Source organism: Ammoniphilus sp. YIM 78166, from assembly GCF_004522215.1.
In the GTDB taxonomy this organism is placed as follows: Bacteria; Bacillota; Bacilli; order Aneurinibacillales; family RAOX-1; genus YIM-78166.
The window spans coordinates 908,775-929,730 of sequence record NZ_SDLR01000002.1 but is presented as its reverse complement, the minus strand read 5'-3'; the positions used below and the strand labels follow the sequence as shown (position 1 = coordinate 929,730).

16 protein-coding genes and 1 riboswitch are annotated in these 20,956 nt (G+C 42.3%); of the genes, 2 read left to right on the top strand and 14 right to left on the bottom strand.

Annotated features, from left to right (window positions below; all coding sequences use genetic code 11):
* Positions 1-469 precede the first annotated feature (469 nt).
* Positions 470-889, top strand: coding sequence for an SRPBCC family protein (locus EIZ58_RS10765; protein ID WP_134700709.1), 420 nt, complete (start codon positions 470-472; stop codon positions 887-889).
* Between the two features lie 46 nt (positions 890-935).
* Here the strand turns inward: EIZ58_RS10765 and EIZ58_RS10760 are convergent, their stop codons facing one another.
* The 9 genes from EIZ58_RS10760 to EIZ58_RS10715 form a co-directional block, all read right to left on the bottom strand.
* Complete coding sequence (locus EIZ58_RS10760) at positions 936-1,946, bottom strand: DUF3231 family protein (protein WP_240689006.1); 1,011 nt, start codon at positions 1,944-1,946, stop codon at positions 936-938.
* A 132-nt stretch (positions 1,947-2,078) separates the two neighbouring features.
* Positions 2,079-3,419, bottom strand: coding sequence for a TrkH family potassium uptake protein (locus EIZ58_RS10755; RefSeq protein WP_134700707.1), 1,341 nt, complete (start codon positions 3,417-3,419; stop codon positions 2,079-2,081).
* Between the two features lie 127 nt (positions 3,420-3,546).
* Positions 3,547-3,712, bottom strand: a riboswitch (cyclic di-AMP (ydaO/yuaA leader).
* A gap of 126 nt (positions 3,713-3,838) precedes the next feature.
* Complete coding sequence (locus EIZ58_RS10750; protein ID WP_134700705.1) at positions 3,839-5,380, bottom strand: malate:quinone oxidoreductase; 1,542 nt, start codon at positions 5,378-5,380, stop codon at positions 3,839-3,841.
* Between the two features lie 249 nt (positions 5,381-5,629).
* Positions 5,630-6,310, bottom strand: coding sequence for an MgtC/SapB family protein (locus tag EIZ58_RS10745; RefSeq protein ID WP_134700971.1), 681 nt, complete (start codon positions 6,308-6,310; stop codon positions 5,630-5,632).
* Between the two features lie 449 nt (positions 6,311-6,759).
* Positions 6,760-7,632: a sugar phosphate isomerase/epimerase family protein gene (locus EIZ58_RS10740; protein WP_167577609.1), complete on the bottom strand. Its 873-nt coding sequence runs from the start codon at positions 7,630-7,632 to the stop codon at positions 6,760-6,762.
* A 245-nt stretch (positions 7,633-7,877) separates the two neighbouring features.
* Entirely contained in the window at positions 7,878-8,981 is a 1,104-nt protein-coding gene (locus EIZ58_RS10730; RefSeq protein WP_134700695.1) for a Gfo/Idh/MocA family protein, read from the bottom strand.
* A gap of 108 nt (positions 8,982-9,089) precedes the next feature.
* Positions 9,090-10,391, bottom strand: coding sequence for an ABC transporter substrate-binding protein (locus EIZ58_RS10725; protein ID WP_134700693.1), 1,302 nt, complete (start codon positions 10,389-10,391; stop codon positions 9,090-9,092).
* A gap of 123 nt (positions 10,392-10,514) precedes the next feature.
* A complete protein-coding gene (locus EIZ58_RS10720; protein WP_134700691.1) occupies positions 10,515-11,420 on the bottom strand; it encodes a carbohydrate ABC transporter permease in 906 nt (301 codons plus the stop codon).
* The gene (locus tag EIZ58_RS10715) at positions 11,420-12,301 is read right to left on the bottom strand and encodes a carbohydrate ABC transporter permease (protein ID WP_134700689.1); all 882 of its coding nucleotides are present in this window, start codon (positions 12,299-12,301) and stop codon (positions 11,420-11,422) included. Before EIZ58_RS10715 ends, EIZ58_RS10720 begins: the two co-directional genes overlap by 1 nt.
* A gap of 195 nt (positions 12,302-12,496) precedes the next feature.
* Here EIZ58_RS10715 and EIZ58_RS10710 point away from each other — a divergent pair, with 195 nt between their 5' ends.
* Positions 12,497-14,086 (top strand): response regulator, encoded by a 1,590-nt coding sequence (locus EIZ58_RS10710; RefSeq protein WP_134700687.1) that lies wholly within the window; start codon positions 12,497-12,499, stop codon positions 14,084-14,086.
* A 39-nt stretch (positions 14,087-14,125) separates the two neighbouring features.
* Here the strand turns inward: EIZ58_RS10710 and EIZ58_RS10705 are convergent, their stop codons facing one another.
* The 5 genes from EIZ58_RS10705 to EIZ58_RS10685 form a co-directional block, all read right to left on the bottom strand.
* Positions 14,126-15,877, bottom strand: coding sequence for a cache domain-containing sensor histidine kinase (locus EIZ58_RS10705; protein WP_167577608.1), 1,752 nt, complete (start codon positions 15,875-15,877; stop codon positions 14,126-14,128).
* A 98-nt stretch (positions 15,878-15,975) separates the two neighbouring features.
* A complete protein-coding gene (locus tag EIZ58_RS10700; protein ID WP_134700683.1) occupies positions 15,976-16,614 on the bottom strand; it encodes a YesL family protein in 639 nt (212 codons plus the stop codon).
* A 158-nt stretch (positions 16,615-16,772) separates the two neighbouring features.
* The gene (locus EIZ58_RS10695) at positions 16,773-18,173 is read right to left on the bottom strand and encodes a M20 family metallopeptidase (RefSeq protein WP_134700681.1); all 1,401 of its coding nucleotides are present in this window, start codon (positions 18,171-18,173) and stop codon (positions 16,773-16,775) included.
* 32 nt (positions 18,174-18,205) lie between these two features.
* Positions 18,206-19,606: a M20 family metallopeptidase gene (locus EIZ58_RS10690; protein ID WP_134700679.1), complete on the bottom strand. Its 1,401-nt coding sequence runs from the start codon at positions 19,604-19,606 to the stop codon at positions 18,206-18,208.
* A 26-nt stretch (positions 19,607-19,632) separates the two neighbouring features.
* On the bottom strand, positions 19,633-20,928 hold the full coding sequence (locus EIZ58_RS10685; RefSeq protein ID WP_134700677.1) for a CapA family protein: 1,296 nt from the start codon (positions 20,926-20,928) through the stop codon (positions 19,633-19,635).
* Between the last annotated feature and the right edge of the window lie 28 nt (positions 20,929-20,956).

Here is a 20,956-nt window from a genome sequence, read left to right as displayed (position 1 = left end):
ATAATGATTATCATTTGTAATGATATCGAAGGAACTGAATTTTGTCAATGAGTTGTGAAAAAATCACCCACAGCATAAAAAAACTCCTATCGGAGTAGGAAGTTCTTAGACTTATCTGTTACGAATATTGGGAATGCCTATATGGGGGATCGTCACATGGGGGATCGGAACATGAGGAATCACGACTGGAGGTTGTGTAAGAGGAACGAAGGGCTGAAAGGGAGTAGTCCACGGGTGGTAATACAATGGACGATGATATAGCGGATGATAAGGCGGGGGCGCGTAATAGCCAAAAGGATAAGGATAGTATGGATACTGGCGGGAATATCTCACATGTCATCACTCCTAGACAATTTACTGTACTATATGTTAGGCGGTTCTTAGGTGTTCATCTTCATAAAAGTAGAACTATTCTATCTACTATTTTAATGGTATAATTAACCATATATCTTGAAGTGAGGCGATAATGATGGAGACTAAAGAAACGATAACAGTAGAAACCACCGTTCACACACCCGTTAATAAAGTGTGGGAATATTGGACAGAACCGCAACATATTACCAATTGGTATTTTGCTACTACAGAGTGGCATGCGCCAAATGCCGAAAATGATCTAAGGGTTGGTGGAAGGTTCCTTACGCGAATGGAAGCTAAGGATGGAAGCTTTGGATTTGATTTTAATGGAGTTTATGATGAAGTGAGAACCCATGAATTTATTTCTTATACTCTTGAAGATGGAAGAAAGGCTACGGTCACTTTTATCAATCAAGAAAACGCCACTACCGTTATTGAAGCTTTTGAAGCGGAACCCACTAATTCTACTGAGATGCAAAGAGCAGGCTGGCAGGCCATTCTAGACAATTTTAAGAAGTATAGCGAAACTGCTTAAGAAGGCAAGGGATTCCTCCCTTGCCTTCTTCCTATTGAACCAAGGCTCACTTCAATGCCAATTTATGCCTATCAGCAGCCAGTGGGATCTGTTCCAGCCACTCATGTTCAATCAAGATGTTGACTGTATCTTCTGCAAACAACCCAATTTCACCTAAAAATCTCGTATAGTGAGAAATCAAATCCCTTCGCAAACTACCGCCTATTGCAGCACCATAATTCCCGATTTCTGAAGTACACATAATACTTGTATGAAACATCATGAGCTTGTCGGAGAATGGTGGAGTCGTTGAATTCAACACTTGATCATCCCAAGTCATGGGCGAAGGAAGATTCTCTTCCGATAATAAGGAACCCAAAACCTCGATATACTTGGAAGCAAGTTGTCCCCCTCTTTCCATATGCTTACGGATTGGAGTAGATTGCGCGGTTTGGCTAAACGCTGTAAACAAGGCTCTGCCCACTGCATTGGTTTGTATATTAACAAAAATGTGAGAAATCTCAACAACACTTAGTGGTCTTCGATCTCCAAACCATCCCGTTAGAAAACCTTGCTTCTTTACAAAATCAATCTGTTCCGGTACCGGAATATAGGGAGATCGGGGATATAAACCTTTGTCCAACATGACTTTAGCAGTTTTGTTATAGAGTTCACTCGATGATGCTAAACACTCCGTGAAGTGGTCTCGAACGTCCGAGCGTGCAACGGTAGGGAGAGCTACACTGTAGGCCGTCAATCCAATTCTCCCCATATTATGCAAATAAACAAGATAAAACGTGTCCGAAAATAATCGGGGAGCTTCTAGATTAACATCCTTTTCTGTGAAGCCTTGCGGAAGCGGAAAGTTTTCATGTTGAAGGATATCTGAAATGCCTTTGAGATGTTTCTTTGATAAACGTAGAGCATAGTCAAGTACGGACTGAATTTCAGAGTCCTCAACATGCTTCAAAAAATAAGAAAGTATCCACTGTGCCATACTGTCCTGCATATAATTGGTCCATAGCGAAGCAATCTCTGTTGATGTTAAGCTAATGTTATGTTGAGTCATCTGTTGCATGTTAGCCTCCAAACCAGATTCCTACATCTAAATAAAGTATCCCCATTAAATCCATAAAACACCCAAATTTACACACCAATAAGAAAAGGCTGTCTCTAGTAGTCGCTTGGATCGACATGAGACAGCCTTTTTCTATCCAATCAGGATTTTCTCTTCCACATACTTTACTCGGCTTTTTTCGCTAAATTTCATAAGAGCAAATGCCATAGTTAGTGGACCAATTCTACCAATAAACATCAGAATGGTGATGAGCACCCTACCAGCAGGTGATAAGTCTCCTGTCAACCCAGCTGATAAGCCGACCGTACCGAATGCAGATAAAGTCTCGAATAATATAAGCTGAATATCAGCTTGTTCCGTATATGAAAGCAAAAAGAAGATGGCACTGATAAACATACTGGCCGTTACTGCGATGGAAAAAGCTTTGTTCACCAATTCCCACGGGACCCTTCGCTTAAAGATGCTGACATTATCTTTAGCCGTGAGCACAGACCATAAGGCCAAAAGCATAAGAGCGAATGTCGTTACCTTAATCCCTCCACCTGTTGAAGCTGACGAAGCACCGATAAACATCAAAAACATAATAAAAACTTGGGACGGAACCATCATCGCACCAATATCAATCGTGTTAAAACCGGCTGTGCGGGGGACTACACCTTGGAAGTAGGAAGCCCACCACTTATCTGCAAGAGTCATATTCCCAATGGTTTGTGGATTACTGAACTCTGTTGCAAAGATAACGACAGTCGCGATGACATTGAGAACGAAGGAAACAAGCAAGGCGATTTTAGAATGCAGGGAAAGTTTTCGCAACGATCTCTTATTCCATAAATCTAAAATAACCGTGAATCCTATCCCGCCAGCCATAAATAACAGGGTAATGACAATATTAATCGTAGGGTCTCCCACCCATTTACTCAAGCTATCAGGCTCCAGACCGAATCCAGCATTATTAAAAGCAGATATCGAATGAAAGATCCCATAATATATTGCAGTACTCCAAGGCATCTCAAACGACCAACGAATAGCTAGAAGCAAAGCACCAACGGACTCCATAAACACCGTTAAAGAAATGATAAGCAACACGAGCTTTACTACGCCTTGGATCGAAAACTGATTTAAAGTGCTTTGTAGAACCACTCTTTCTTTTAAACCAATCTTCTTTCCCAGAACGATAAACATAAATACTCCAGCCGTCATAAAACCCAATCCACCAATTTGTATTAACGCCAACAGAACGATTTGCCCAAAAAGCGTGAAGGTCGTGCCTGTATCCACAACGACCAATCCGGTTACACAAACGGCTGATGTGGCCTCAAACAAAGCATCAATAAAACCCAACTGATGACCTTGCTGAGTGGAAATCGGAAGCATAAGAAGGAAAGTCCCGATGAAAATCAGGATGCCAAATCCAAGGATAAGCAATCTAGCAGGATGAAGCTCAATAAGATTCAATTTTTTTAATGAGAACATAATGGAATACCCTCTATACTTACATAATGTACTGCTCTTTCCTGGAGATTAACAAAAAGCCACTAAAGAGAGTAACTCTTCGTGGCTCCTTACGCATCATTAAAAAAACCATGCTTCGGCACGATTATCCACCTCTCCTTATACGCTTACGAGGTTAGCTGTCGGATTCGGGCGTGAGAGTCGCCCTACTTGTGTAAGAATCTTCCCCACAAGATTCACCCCTCTGATTCGTGTTCTCACCAATCAAAATTTGGGTCCCCCGCTTCCAATTCGGAACTCAGCGATTTAGATTCACTTATGGAAGATATCTTACTCCTAAAAGACAGACTTTGCAAACATTTTATATATCGCATGGGAAAACATAAATGGAGCAGTCTGATGACTGCTCCAAAACTCTATTCTGTATTAAACTCCGAAACCTAAACAGGAAGCAACTCATTAACTTCGGATTCGGTTTTTCCTGCTTTCTGTAACGGCAAGTCTTCACTCAGACCTAGCGTCCGCGATGTGGACGCGTGGATTTTTTTAACTAGCTCTGGGTTTTTCATGAGTGATACGCCATAAGAAGGTACCATTTCTTTGATTTTCGGTTCCCACTCTTTGATATGCTGCGGGAAGCACTTTTCAATAACCTCAAGCATAACAGAAACGGCAGTAGAAGCACCTGGAGAAGCCCCAAGCAGTGCTGCGATCGAGCCATCAGCGGCACTAATCACTTCCGTTCCAAATTGAAGCGTTCCTTTGCCGGCGGCCGTATCTTTAATTACTTGCACACGTTGGCCCGCTACCACTAGATCCCAATCCTCGCTCTTGGCATTGGGAATAAACTCCCGTAACTCTTCCATGCGCTGTTCTTTTGATAACATGACTTGCTCGATCAGGTACTTAGTCAAGGACATGTTCTTGGCCCCTGCCGCTAACATCGTTACAAGATTATCCGTATTCACGGAATTTACCAAGTCAAACATCGAACCGGTTTTTAGAAACTTGGGTGAGAAGCCGGCAAATGGTCCAAAGAGCAAGGACTTTTGATTGTCGATAAATCGGGTGTCAAGATGCGGAACAGACATCGGAGGAGCACCCACCTTAGCTTTTCCGTATACTTTCGCGTGATGCTGTGCTACAATTTCCGGATTTTTGCAGACCATGAATAGTCCGCTTACCGGAAATCCTCCAATATGCTTTCCTTCAGGGATACCGGATTTTTGCAACAGATACAAGCTTCCTCCCCCAGCTCCAATGAAAACGAACTTTGCCGTAACATGTTCAATGAGACCACTCTCGAGGCCTCTTACTTTTACTTCCCACGTACCGTCTTCCGTACGTTTAATATCATCAACGCTATGCTTGTAATTCACTTCGACATTCTTACTCTGTAGGTGGTCAAACAACATACGGGTGAGCGCACCAAAGTTAACATCCGTTCCAGAGTCTATTTTTGTTGCAGCGATAGGCTCGTCCGATTTCCGGTCTTTCATCATGAGCGGAATCCATTCCATCAATTTCTTCGGGTTATCGGAAAATTCCATCCCTTGAAACAGAGGATTCTTCGACATCGCTTCGAAGCGCTTCTTTAGAAACGTTACATTCTTTTCCCCATTTACAAAACTCATATGAGGCACGGCCTCAATAAATTCTTGTGGATTACGGATTAGTTTACTGTCGACAAGATAAGACCAAAACTGCTTGGAGACCTGAAATTCTTCATTCACTTTAATAGCCTTGCTAATATCTACTGATCCGTCTGGTCTTTCCGTAGTGTAGTTCAGCTCGCAAAGGGAAGCATGACCCGTTCCCGCATTATTCCATTCGTTCGAGCTCTCTTCTCCTGCTGTTGCGAGTTTTTCATATACTGTGATTTTCCAGTCCGGTACTAGTTCTTTCAGAAGTGACCCCAAAGTCGCACTCATAATACCCGCACCAATTAAGATAACGTCAGTTGTAGTTTCTCTCCTATCCATTTTGACCGTCCTTTATATCTAAGTTTTGCAGAAAGGATGTGATGTTCCTGCTTAGGCGTCACTGTAAGGCAGGGCAGTAGCACACCTTCTCTGGTTTCTCAATTAATCTATCTACATTATAGTGTATCACTAATGTTAATAGAATAAAATATCTATTATATAGTAGATACCATCTATGTAAATTCTGGTGATATTTACACCATAACGGGAAAAAGAGGTGCTAAAAGGGCACCTCTTTTCGCTCGTTATTTAAGTTCGACTCTCTAGTTCTACTTTGATCACGCCATGAATGCTTTTAAACATACGATAAATGTGCGTGGTATAGATATCATCAGAAGCAAGGACTAACATTTCAATTTCTGATTGATGAGACCCCGTGTCTCGAACTTTAACGTGCTTCACTTGCATTCCTTTATGCTTAATCTCTTTAAAAATAGCGTCAAGATCCTCCGAAGGATCGACTACAAGCTTCACTATGAGATCGCGCTGTCGAATACTTCGAGGTCCTATCCACTTGAGCAAAGTAGGAAAAAAATTAATCGCTAAAATGATATATCCAACTCCAACGAACGCTTGAAAAATAAAACCAGCCCCTACAGCAATCCCCAGTCCAGATGCGGCCCATACCATGGATGCCGTCGTTAATCCTGAGATCACGTCATGGTTTCGGCGAAGAATCACGCCGGCTCCCAAAAAACCCACTCCGCTGACCACTTGGGCGGCTAACCGCATCGGATCCATATTCGGATGGTCAGGCGTGCCGAATTGTCGAACCGATTCAATCGACACGATGGTAATTAAACAACTTGCAACACTGATGATCATACACGTCTTAATACCCACTGGCTTTTTCTTTAACTGACGGTCCACACCAATTAGTAAGCCCAAACTCATGGCTAGACCTAGTTTCCAAATGTAATCATGGGCCATCCAAAATTCCAATTGGCTCTCCCCTTCTTTTTTTCATCATTATAGCATTCGGGAAGAGATTTAAAAACGCCGTTTCTAGGAACAAGCCTCCTTGATGGTTATTAGGCATTGACCCGTGATTACCGAGGCATTTCTTATTTTACAAAGGCAACCCTTAGCCTCTACAGAAATTTCACAAAAGTAGGGCACTAACCTTTCATTTTTTACTGTAGGCTTATATATAATGGGGACATACGATTGGAAACATCGCAATACATCTCCTGCCATCAATTTCCTTCGTACCGTTAAGCAAGTTTTCCAAGTGCTTAGACAAAATATTGACTCAAATAATTTCTGCTCATTCGAATCGAATCCTTTATTAATTGTAGGAAGTCTTCGAAAGCCTTGTCCTCTACCTCAATGACAGTATATCCACGATTTTAAATATCAGTAAGGACAGAAACGCCTGCCTACCGAGGATTCTTCAGGATTTCATTTTCAATCAGGAGCCTTTCTAAGTTTCGATAGCTTATAGCAATACTCTCGAGTTCATTTCGATTCGAATGGTCTTGCTCTAGAATGATATATCTTGCAGCCCCAATATCCCTTGCTTCCTTAATAATCGATCGAATGTCGATTGTTCCTTCTCCGACTTCTGTAAAATATTCCACCTTGGAAAATTCGCGAAATTTCTCGCTGTTGATTTCACATTCCTCCCCAATGGTTTCGAATATGTTGGCAGGTTTAGCCTCTAGGGTTAAATCTTTTTGATGGATAAGGTCGCATCGATCGCCTAACTTTCTCAAGTATGGGATTGGATCGATTCCCCCCCGGATTGCCCAATAGGTATCTAGCTCAATCTTAACAAATTCTTTCTCCGTATTTTCCAGGATGATGTCCATGACGGTTTGTCCTTCGAATTTTTGGAATTCCATAAAATGATTGTGATAATAGAAGTCCATTCCTCTCTTGCGGCATTTTTCCCCAATGATATTAAGCTCCTTACTGAAAGCTAGAACCTCCGCTTTATTTTTCCAAAAACCGATGCCGCATACTAGCGAGTTATTGCCTATAGCCTGATGATAGTCAATCACTTGATCCATGATGTCTACACTCATAGGATGGATATGCGCGGATATGGTTTTCAGGCCTAGCCTCTCCATCCCTTGCTTCAAGGTATCCGCATCAATATTGAATCCTACGCCAAAGTCAGTACCAGCGGAATGATTGGCAAATTCGATATTCTTGTAACCAATCTCAGCAACTTTTTCGAGTGTCCCCCAAAAATCTTTTGCTAATTCCTTTCTAATAGAGAACACTTGTAAACCGATGGATAAACTCATATGAACCTCTCCTCTCATTTAATTTTTACCCGATAAAATAATCTCCTTATTTATATCAAAATGGACATGATTCGGCGTACAGTTGTGTACGACCTGATTTCCCTATCTCGCAGCATGTCCCGATAATCGCCATACGCTATGGGGATGCCGAGCTGTACAGCTTGTTTCTCAGTCGCCTCTTGGCTAATCCAATAATTTCAACAAATCCTAGTCGGCGGATGGCTTCTATATACGTTGGACCGAGTTCACCCAGATAATCCATTTTTGGGAATATTCATTGGCAAAGGCTCTGGCTTATGGCAGGAGCTCTCTACCACGTAATGCCTACCCTCATCAGAGGCTATATGGAATCCGTGCATGATTTCCAGCACATGATAGGCTAATTCTCCGTTTGCTCGATGCGCTCCCCCATGAAGGATCGCATGAGCCATATCCATGACGCCAAGCCCTCGACTGTTTTCCGTAAATCCGTGTGTTAAAGGAACTTCAACGAAATCGGTAAATTCCTGTCTCTTGATATAGACCGAACCGCCGAAATGATTCGGATCGGGTACAATTAAGGATCCCGTTGTTCCATGAATTTCAATATGCGGAACGCATGTACCCCAAACATCAAAGCTGGTGATCATCGTGCCGATGGCCCCATTCTCAAATTCTAATATCCCTGTGATGTGAGTCGGGGTTTCAACCGGAAACTTCCTGCCGTATTGATGCTCCGTGCGTACCATCCGCTCTTCAAACGTCATTCGAGCTGCACCCGTGACGCGACGTACGGGACCCATTAAGTTCACCAAGGCGGTGAGATAATAGGGGCCCATATCAAACATTGGTCCGGCCCCTCTTTGATACAAGAAATCAGGATTCGGATGAAATTTTTCTGGGCCGTGATACATCATAAAAGCGGTCGCTGCAATGGGCTCGCCAATCCATCCGTCATCGATCAGCTTTCGGCAGGTTTGAATCCCGCCGCCTAAGAAAGTATCCGGAGCGGATCCGACCAAGAGTCCTTTCTCTTTCGCTAACGAGAGGATTCGACGCCCGTCTTCAAGCTCCACGGCCAGCGGTTTCTCCCCATAGGTATGCTTTCCAGCCTCTAGAGCACGTAAATGGATGTCCGCATGCGAGTTCGGAATCGTCAAATTGATTACAAGTTGTATTTCTTCATCCCCTAAGAGTTCTTCTGTTGTGTACGCTTTAGGAATATTAAACTGTTCTGCGCACGCTTTTGCTCGCTCCAGATCCAGGTCCGCACAAGCCACGATATCAAAAATCTCAAATTTTTGCCCGGCTTGAAAATAGATAGAGCTGATATTTCCACATCCAATCACGCCTACTTTCAACTTCCTCATATGAATGTCCTCCAATATTGTTAAGGCTACGGTTTCAAGGTTGATCTTCACAAACACCCTCTGAAGGTCCAACCTTGATCACCTCCGCCTATTTTTGTTAGTGACAAATTATTGTTTATATTTACGCCAGCCTTCATTCAATTCATTCAATAACTGTTCTCGCTTCAATCCCCCAGCGCTGTATTTTTGCATGATTGCCCCAAATTCTTGCGGGGTTCCGATTGGATACTGAGGCCAATGCCAACCATAGGTCTTACCTTCGTTCGCATAGGTTTGCACAGCAGTTCCTAAATCGCCAATGGCCTCTGGATTACCTTCAACATTTTTAAAAGCCGGAACAAACTTTAGCTCTTCCGTGACGTATCGCTTTCCTGTCTCCGAGGTAACAAGCCAGTTCAAGAATTCCTTGGCTTCCTGTTTTACGTTAGAATTTTTATTAACAACCCAGAAGTACGGCACACCGACAAAAATCTTATCATTTAACTGGGGATCATTATTGATGGGCATCGGCAAAATTCCGACCTTCATATTACTGTTCAGTTTAGTAAGCGTCGGTTGAATCCAACTGCCATTATGAATCATGGCAGCTCCGCCATTAGCGAAGACCGTAACTTGTGTATTGTAGTCCGTTGTCATGGGGTTTGTACCGGAGTGCTGCAATTCTAGATCAACCAAATTCATCCATTCTTCAAACAGCTTATTGCCTGGTATCTGAGCATTTCCTTGATTTAACCCGTTTATAAACTGAACGGGATCCGGCTGCATCGCGAAAGGAATATTAACGCCAAATCTTCCCGGAATGGCCCAAGCCAGATAAGATGAAGCAAACGGCTTAATCCCAGCGTCCTCAAGCTGTTGAATGACAGCCTTTAGTTCGGAAAGTGTCTTAGGAGTTTCTTTTATTCCTGCCTTCTCAAATAGTTCAATATTATAGATAAACCCATAGCCTTCTATCGTCATAGGCATACCATATAAGTTCCCATCTTTGGTTATCGGATCTCTCGCGATATCCACAACGTCTTTTACCCATGGCTGATCGGACAAGTCTTCCATATGATCAATCCAAGTTTCCATTTCTTGATGGCCTTGATTTAGAAAGATATCGGGCATCTCATTCCCAGCAAAGCGTCCCTTGAGATTTGATTGATAATGCGTTCCATCCACCGTATCAATTTGCAGGGTTACGCCCGGATGCTCGTTCTCGTAATCTTTTTTCAGCTTACTTAATTGTTCAACGATTTCTGTCTTTGAGTTGAAAATCTTTAGTGTAACATTGTCCCTACTCGAGTTGTTCGAACTCCCACTGGTAGGGGTTTCGCTACTATTACTACTTTGCGGACTGCTTTGAGAACAGCCTACCATTGCCAACATCAATACTAAAACTAATGCCACTATACTTTTTCTTGTCATGTCACTTTCCCCCTTGAGTTATCGTTTGTATCTTGATTTTATATAATTCAAAATTATCTTTACACCAACGATCATGACTAATGAGGTGGACTTATTTGAGTTTAATAATTTTTTTATAGATTACTAGCCTTTTACCGCTCCGGCGGTTACCCCTTCAAGGATATATCGCTGAAGGGAAAAGAAAAATACGATGGCTGGTGTTATCGCCATAACAAGAGCTGCCAGAGCCAAGTCCCACTGTTTGGTATATTCTCCGAAAAGCGAATTCATAGCTAGTTGAATGGTACGCAGCTCCGGCTTGAGCAGGATTAAGTGAGCAAGCAAAAATTCATTCCAGAAATGCAAGGCATTCAGCAGAACCACGGTAACCGTCATCGGTTTTAGCAACGGGAAGACAATGGTCCAAAATAAACGGTATGGATTACAGCCATCCATGATAGCCGATTCTTCAATTTCCAATGGAATGGATTTAACGAACCCATGGAATAAAAAAGTCGAGAATGCGACTCCTAAGCCTATATAGCTAACTACCAAACCCGGCATGCTATTAATGATTCCCATCCAATTTAATACCTTTATTAGCGGAATCATGATCGTTTGTATCGGTATTACCATCGCTGCTACAAATATGGCAAACATGATATTATTAAAAGGGCTGGGATGCCTGACCATGCGATAAGCACATGCTGCAGAAATGATAGTAATAGCAGACGTGGTTATAATGGTAATAATAAGAGAGTTCGCAATAGAATTCACTAAATTCAACACAGTCCAAGCACGTTCATAATTTTCGAACCTCCATATTTCTGGTAAACTTGCAGTATCTACCAAGAGTTCGTTCATCGATTTGAAAGAATTTACGATGACAAAATAGAAAGGAACTAAAAAGAGTAAGGCTATACTAATGACCACTGCCTCCACTGCGTGCAACTTTTTAAAAGCAAAGCCTTTCTTTTTAATTATTGTTGTCTCCACCTGTTGCGCAAGATTTACACCTGTGTTGCTGTAATTCGTGCTGCTTCCTTTCATTACACCTGAACCTCCTTTCTTTTCGTTAAATACACTTGGATGGCTGTAATAAGGGCTACTACCACAAAAAAGATAACCGCCTTGGCTGTTCCGGCTCCAAATCTATTGTTAGTAAACGCCTCAGTAAAAATATTCATCGCAACCGATTCCGTCGATCGATACGGACCTCCGCCTGTTAGTGAAAAATTCAGATCATACATTTTATACGTCGTGTTGATCGACCAAAACAAGCAAACCGTTACGGCTGGCATGATCATCGGAAGGATCACATGGCGCAGAACTTGCCAACTTTTAGCTCCATCCACATACGCGGCTTCTTTCAATTCTTGAGGGACATTCGCTAACCCCGCAATGTAGATTACCATCACGTATCCCGTTCCCTGCCACACACTTACAATAACAAGCGCCCAGAATGCTGTAGCCTCTGTGCCAAGCCAAGTGAGTTTGAACAAGAAAAAGTCGGAGTATGAGCCAAGCGTGGTGAAGCCTCTGACGAATATAAACTGCCAAATGAAACCTAGCAAGAGTCCACCTAACACATTGGGCATAAAGAATACTGAGCGCAGGATATTGCGTGTCCTTAATTTTTGCACAAGCAGATAAGCAAGAGTAAATCCAAGTAAATTAGTGATAATCACTTTTGTTACAGTGATCTTTGTCGTAAACCAAAACGATTTGGCAAAGTCGGAGTCCTCAATTAATATCCGTTTATAATTATCCATCCCTACCCATCTGACATGGGGCGACACCCCATTCCAGTCTGTCATTGAGTAATAAAGTCCCAGGATAAATGGTACAATGAGGACTAAACTAAACAGCAGCACTGCCGGTCCAACAAAAACATTTTGTTGAATCCAATCAGAAATCCTTCGTTGGCGCACTCGATTTGCTCCTTTCTTATAGTCTTAATTGTGAGTGAATCTTAAGATAATTATAGAAAATTAGCCTCTGTGCACACACTCATGATACTGACAGAATTGGTGGATATTTTTGATAAGATAAAAAAGTGTATAGTTTTGGCTGATTAGATCTGATACAATTTTCTTAACAATAAATTTACATGCTGGGAGAATATTATGAAACTATTGATAATCGATGATGAGAATCCAGTACGCAAATCGATTCGTCTATTAGTTGACTGGACTTCCTTAGGCATTCAAACAATTTGGGAATGTCAGAATGGTATGGAAGCCATTGAACTAATGGAAACAGTACAGCCAGATATCATCATTACGGATATCATGATGCCTTTAAAAGATGGTTTGGAACTCATGGACTGGATGAAAACACATCAGGTTGACGCAAATATCATCGTTATCAGTGGGTTCGACGATTTTGATTTCGTCCGGCAAACCCTAAAACATGGGGCAGTAGATTACTTGCTCAAACCCATTAATCCCCAGCATCTAATGGATGCAGCAAAGAAAGCCATAGTGAAGCGAATCGAATCTCAAGAGAGTAAAATGAAGCAAAAAGAATTAGTATCAGTCATTAATGAACTTAAGCCTGCCTATCTTGATAAGTTCTTCTCCAATTTATTAATTAAGCCTGAAATGGAATCAAGTCCCCATCTTTACCGTGAGCTTTTGGATCTATTCCATCCCTGCTATTGTCAAGTGGCTGTCACGCATAACGATTTGATGGATGAAAAGGACAGCCTTTCAAAACACTTTATTGAGCTGTGCAATGAATACCTATGGAGCCAGAAAAAAGGGTATGCATTCCGGAATCTCCACCAAAGCAATGAGATTGTCATTATTTTCTGGGACGATTTAGAAAGTACTTCCGTTATATTGGACAAGGTTACGATTGAATTTTGGAATAAATATCAAAATCAATCAGAAATTGGCCTTGGTTCCATCACTACCTTTCCAACAGGGTTGAGTCTGACTTACCAGCAAGCCCTCTCTGCTGCGAAGCATTGCAATCTATTGCACCCCACATTCTCTAGAGTCCATGTTTTTGATGGACAGGCCCATCAAATGAGTACATTGAGATTCGGAGAGTTTAAGGAAGAACTGCGACTAGCCGTGCGCAGCGGCAATAAAGAGAACATTCACATGGCCACACAGCGCTGGATCAATTATTTATCACAATTAAAGCAAATTACATTTCTCCAATACAAATCGTGGTTAGATGATTATCACATAACTAAATGTACATGGCTTGAAGAATTCGTACAAAAAGAGCATATGATGCATCTGGCACAGGAGAAACCTTCTCTCAGATTCCCTTACGATGCGAGTAAAAATTTCTCACTCCCCCATTTACAGTTGCAATTAACGAAAGATTTACAGGAATTCTCAAAAATCTTACTAGAATATCGAGCCCAAAGCGGTAATGTTATGCAAGAAATTTCCAAATATATAAAAAATAATTATCGAGAAGTAACACTAACCGATATCTCTAATCACTTCCATTTAAACCGTGAACATATCTCACGCAGATTTAGGCAAGAGTTTGGAACTACGATTGTCAATTATGTTAGCCAGATCCGCATTGAGAAGGCCAAAGTATTGTTAATGAATCCCCATTTAAAAATTGCTGAGGTGGGTAAAAACATAGGTTATGAGGATGAAAAATACTTTAGTCGGGTTTTTAAAAGGACAACCGGTCTATCACCGAAAGAATATCGAGATCATATATCACTAAAATCCTCTATATAATGAACAAATGAACAAGGGCAGAACAAAAAGTGATTCCACTTATTGTTCTGCCCGATTTTCGTTGATTAATGGGATTTTAAGGATGACCCTCAAGCCTCCATCTTTCCTATTAATTAATTCCAGATTGGCTCCCTCCCCATGATACAATCGCAGCCTGTTCAATACATTACTTAGACCTATACTTCCTTCATGATCAAACGCATGGTTCTTGGAGCGGGAAAACTCATTGCGAATTTGAAGTAACCTCTCTTCAGGAATACCGATACCATTATCCTCTACTATGATGGTCAGAAACTCTTTTTCCGAGAACGTTTGAATCTTGATATGACCGATTCGACTGGAGTTATGCTTTCCATGCTTAAAATAATTTTCAACGATAGGTTGTAAAATCATTTTCGGAACTTGAATGTGTTTAGTATCTTCAGTGATATTAAGATCAACTAGAAGCTCCTCTTCAAACCTTTGCTTCTGCAGTGTTAAATAATAATTTACATACTCTATTTCTTTGGACAACATTACATTAGTCTCTTTAGCATTCATACTGTAGTGCATCATTTGCCCCATGGACATCAGCAACATATATATTTTAGGCGTATTGTATTCCAATGCCAATGCACCAATAGATTGCAGTGAATTATAGATAAAATGCGGGTTAATTTGTGCCTGTAGGATTTTTAGTTGATTGGTTTTATTCGCCAAATTCAGCTTATACTCTCTTAATATCAATTCATTGATTGTTTGAATCATATCTTTGAATCTTCGCGCCAAACTTCCTATTTCATCCGTTCTATTGATATTCATCGTTTCTTCCAAATTACCTGACTGAATAGCACTGCTCCACCGTATTAACTCCTTAATAGGCTTGGTGAATCGATAGGAGACAATTACGATAGCAATGATAGCCATCCCAAGAAATAATACGCCTATTGCCAAGTTAATTAAAATCAGGTCACGTGCGCTTTTATATAAAGATGTATTGGGAACTCTTTTCAATATCGTCCATTCCAGCATTGGCAGTTCCACTTTTGAATAAATCGCAATACCGGAAAACTCCGGTGTGCGGAGATCAACACTGCCTAGAGATCCTACGATCTTATCAACCCAGGGTTCATTCAAGGTATCCCCGATCTTGGACTCGTCAGAGGAATAGATGACCGCACCTTTATTGTCAAGGATATAAAATTCCTCCTTTTCGCTGTCAAAAAGTCTAGTAACTAATTTTTTTATTACATCAAGCTTTATATCGACAGAAATCATACCGATTTGATTGGTGGAAGGCACAGCGTAAATGGGACGATGAATAGTAAATACCCATTCACTTTTTGGAAGGTCAGGTGGTTTCATGCCATACTCGTGACTCCTATGGGTTGACTCTACAGCAGCTCCATATGGTTTAATCAAGCCGTCCAAAATCGGTTGATAATTAGTAGAACCCTTGGTAAACGAATCTTGGTACAATAAATATGATCTGTTCGTCTTATCTACACTTAAAAAGACTTGACGAACTCCACCTTCAGCTCGAGAGACGATCTGCATTGCACTCATGATATAAGATTCGCTTTGGTAGTCGGTCCATCCGCGACTCAAGATTCCTTCCAGTGTATCATTGGTAGACAACGCAAACATATAGTGGTGGATCGTTTGTAAGTAATTGGATAAGTTTTCTTTACCCTCGGAAATCAATTTCAGGTTTACGTCGATTGCTTGATCTTTAAGAGAAGCCTTAGTATAGAAGTACGTGATGATGTTCGCTGTTACACCCGGCAATACTACAGTTACCAATAACAGCAAAATTAATTTATTTCTGATACTAGATTGGATAAACCGCATCGTGTCACCGTCTTTCTGTCGATTACCACTTGGAGTGACAACCCAGCAGCATGTTCAACTCAGTCTACCTTGTTGAATGCTTCTTTCTTTCGCTGATTTTTTTCGAAATTATAGTGAGCAGACCAAGTGAAGATGTAGGACAATATACTTGCTCCAAAGATAGGAAGGAGTGCGGGAAACGTTACTGCCGTCAAGTACACTACAATACTTCCAATAATCATTGTAATAGAAGACAGCGGATTCAAAAACATCAGAAGCAGCGACCTTTTAATCACTTGGTAAATTGTGATATTAAAATGAGCAAACACGGGAAAGACATAGAAAAGCAGTAAGCTATAGATTAAGAATAGCGCTAAAAATAGAATGGATAGTAATTTCTCGAAACGATTAGGAGTTTGCATAAAAAATAGGTAATCGGCGTAGAAAATACAACCCATCAAAACAAGAATCAGACCGAGAAGATTGCTTTTAACAAATTCCGTTTTGTATGCTGTATAAAAGGTTTTAAAGACCGGAATATCCCATTCTCCCATGACCCATTTGCGGTTAACGGCATACATCGCAGCGGTTGCTGGGAAAAATCCAAAAGCAATCAAACCAAACAACGAAAAGCCGATCCATAAGAGGTTCAGATAAGCGAATCTCATGATCCACTCAGAGATTCTATAAAATCCCGCCATCAACGCTGTCATTTGCATGGTTATTCCTCCTCGGCGCAACGTTGTGCTAGTACTAGATTAATGGTTATATTATATAATCTTCAGCTATGTTTTTACACCGACTAGATTGAGGAAGTAAGTGGATTTATTTGAGGGAAGGATAAGCAAAAAGAGAGAGACTCATGTCCCCCTCTCGATTAGTTCTGGGTTATGGGTGTGGGCTTAGCATCCGCTGGGATCAGCGAGCAGTACTCTTCTCCATTTAACCATTCTACGTGCTCAGCCTTGGCTTTTTCAATCATTTCAGGATTTTGCAAAATTTCTATCGCCGAGCAAGCCATGACTTTTCCCGCTAATAACATGCCTTTATGAGCTGCGGTTGACTTCCCTTGTGCCACTAATTGCCAGCTGTGCGGTTGCGTTCCAAACGCATAAGATGTAACGTAAACCTGGCCTGTAGGCACTACCCAGCTCACGTCTCCCACATCCGTAGACGCTGCAATAAAGTCCGGTTCAACCGAATAAGGATTTACCGTATCCGAAAGTACTTTCCCTTTATTACGACTGATGATCTTCCTCTCCTCTTCGGAGAAGGTCGCCTGAATCGCTTTAGCAAATTCAATCTCTTCTGTGGTATAGGACTCGGCACCAATTTGTGATAAATGATTGTGCATCAGAGACCCTAAAGTGATATTAGGGATCAAATCTGCAGAAGCTGCATCAAATTGAATCTCCACTTGCGTTCCTGTCATCAATGCTGCTCCCTGTGCGATATCGCTAATGCGCTCAAGGATTTCGCTTACTTGGTAATTTTTAGGGGCGCGAATTTTATATAATACCTCTGCCTCCGATTGGACGACATTTGGCGCGAAACCTCCGGCATTGGTTATAGCATAATGCACGCGAGCTTCTGGAATAATATGTTCTCGAAGGAAGTTTGTTCCCACATTCATTAATTCTACCGCATCTAAGGCACTGCGACCTAGATGAGGGCTAAAAGAAGCATGTGTGCTTTTCCCCTTAAATCTGAAATACACTTGGCAAGTAGCCAACATTTTAGCGTTGTAGGAAAGGTTCTCATCCCAAGGATGCCAGGTGAAAGCAACATCGACGTCACTGAAAAGACCGGCTTTGACCATGTGCGCTTTTCCCCCGCCGCCTTCCTCCGCCGGGCAACCGTAATAGCGCACAGTTCCCTTCAGATTATTCTGCTCCATGTAATGCCGAATACCTACCGCTGCAGCAAGCGAGCCAGCTCCTAGAAGTTGATGTCCGCATCCGTGCCCGTTACCGTCCTTAACCAGCGCTTCTTTGACAGCCACACCTGCTTTTTGGCTTAATCCCGGCAAGGCATCGAATTCACCGAGTATGGCGATGACCGGCTTGCCGCTACCATAGCTTCCCACAAACGCGGTTTCAATACCTCCCGCACATCGTTGAACCTGAAATCCCTCTTCTTCAAGGGACGTACAAAGAAGATCAGCAGACTGAAATTCTTCATAACGGGTTTCACAAAATTCCCAAATCTTATCGTTTACGCGAATGAAGCTTGCTCGCTTTTCTTCAATAATTTCAGAAATAACTTGATGAATACTCATGGCTTTTATCCTCTTCTTCCTTGATTTCTTATTTAAGCAGATTTAACTGCAGTAGGCTTGGCTTCTGGCGGAATCAGCGAAGTATACACCTCGCCAGCTAACTGTTCCTTGTGTTCTTTCTTTGCCTGCTCAACGAGTACGGGATTTTGCATGACCTCGATGGCAGAAGAAGCTAATACTTTTCCGGCTAAGAGCATCCCTTTATGAGCGATAGAGGATTTCCCTTGAGCCACCAATTGCCAACTGTGAAACGGAGTTCCATAAGCACAAGTGGCTACATACACCTGCCCGGTAGGCACAAGCCAGCTCACGTCTCCCACATCCGTAGAGCCGGCAAAGAATCCTGTTTTAGCCGAAAAAGGATTAACCTGATCCGAAATCACTTTACCATTATGGTTACCTATGACTTTTCTTTCTTCTTCTGAGAACGTAGCCTGCATGGCCTTGGCAAAGACTATCTCTTCTTGAGTGTATGATTGAGCACCATGTTTTACAAAGTGATGGTGCATTAATGAGCCCAAGGTGACATTGGGGATTAAATCCGCAGATGCTGCATCATATTGAATCTCTACTTGTGTTCCTGTCATGAGCGCCGCCCCACGGGCAATATCAAAAATTCGTTCTCGAATCTCGCTGACTTGATGCATCTTAGGGGCTCGAATTTTATACAACACTTCCGCTTCCGCTTGAACGACATTGGGCGCTAACCCCCCTGCGTTCGTTATGGCATAGTGTAGTCGAGCTTCTGGAATAATGTGCTCACGCAAAAAGTTAGCTCCTACGTTCATTAATTCCACCGCGTCTAAACCACTACGCCCTAAATGAGGGCTAAAGGAGGCATGGGTACTTTTCCCCTTGAATTTAAAAAACACTTGGCAGGTAGCCAGCATTTTACAGTTATAGGCGAGATTCTCATCAAAAGGATGCCATGTCAAGGCAATATCTACATCCTTAAAGAGACCGGCTCTTGCCATGTACGCTTTTCCGCCGCCGCCTTCTTCCGCCGGGCATCCGTAATAGCGTACCGTACCCTTCAGTCCGTTCTGTTCCATATAATGTCGAACAGCTAGGGCGGCAGCAAGGGAACCTGTTCCCAAGAGATTGTGTCCGCATCCATGCCCATTACCCACCCCATTGAGAGGGTCTTTAGTAGTCAATCCCGCTTTTTGGCTTAATCCGGGTAACGCATCGTACTCGCCTAGTATAGCAATCACCGGTTTGCAGCTTCCGTAACTTCCCACAAAGGCCGTTTCAAGTCCGCCCGCACTACGTTCAACAGAAAATCCCTCTTCTTCAAGCGTAGTGCAAAGAAGTTCGGCTGACTGGTATTCTTCATAACGGGTTTCCGAAAAACCCCAAATTTTATCACTTATTTCAATAAGCTTTTGTCTCTTCTCCTCAATGAGGTTAGATATCGTTTCGTGAAAACTCATTGGTATCACTCCATCTTTATCCGATTTTATCTCTCGAGAACGATGCGCCCCACATGATTTTCGATCGTGACACTCGTCCCATACACCTCCGACAGCTTACAAACCTTTTTCAATACAGCGTTGTCCTTGGTCAACTGGGGCCATCCCCGCTGATATCGCGGCTTTCCATACCCCAGCTCAATAGGGTATAACGTAATGTCTCTGACTTCCCCATCCTCCATTGTCCAATGCGGTACAATGGAGGCCCAAATGGATGGATTAGCAGCAAATCCTCGCGTATCGTTAAGTCCACGTTGATCAAAGGCGTCCGCAACATTATGTTCAGAACTAAGCCCAAATTTCTCGTAATAATCCGAAGGAAGATGAGCAACTGTCTCGTTTTGGAAAATAAAATTGCCTAGGCTATAAAATATCGGCCGACCTTGATAGATTTCAATGCCCCCTACTTTATGCGGGCCATGTCCGATTATGGCATGAGCTCCTGCATCAATACACTGCCTTGCGAATATGGAAATAAAATCGGCGGGTTCGTCTAAATGCTCGCCTTTCGTTTCATGAGAATGAATACTCACCAGCACATAGTCGGCCTGTCTTTTTGCCTCAGCTACGGATTTTAGAATCCGTTTCATATCTCTCTCATACGGTGTAGTGCGTTGGCATTCCTTTTCCCCTGCCTGGAATACATAATCTCCGAATCGTACCTGACCAGGGTCTAGCTCTTTCATATATCCGTTTTGGACCGCATAATGATACAGCGTGTTAATGCCAACGGCATCGGCTATGGCAGTTAACTGACGGAGTTTTTCTGGCGATATAACATGAATGACTTGATGACGGAGCGGATTAACCCCAGGTCTTCCCATCATATCCGCTCGCTGCTCTCCAGCTATCCAAGTTCTATCGAAAGTAGAAGTTGCAGCTATCAAGGCAACTCTTCCCGATGCCGTGTCCAAATATCTCGGCTCACTGGCTCTTGCCAAATCAGGACCGCAACCAGCGTGAATAAACTTGTAGGCATTTAAATATCTTTCCGTAGCTTCCAGTCCACCATAGGAGTAATCCAGCGAATGATTGTTCGCCCAAGCAATTAAATTAAACCCATAATCCCGCAGATCGCCAAGCACCTCCGGCGGTGCAATAGCCCAAGTGCCTCCACTTACCGCCCCTGGAAACCCTTCGTAGTGATGGGTTGTGATTTCCAGATTAGTAAAACAGACGTCAGCTCTGCGGATGATGGAAGCTAAGGCCGCATAGCTTTCACTTCTATCGGACAATCTTCGGGTAATGAACGAATCTCCTGTAGCAACAAAAGTAGTCACCATGCTTATACCACCACCTCCATGCAACTCC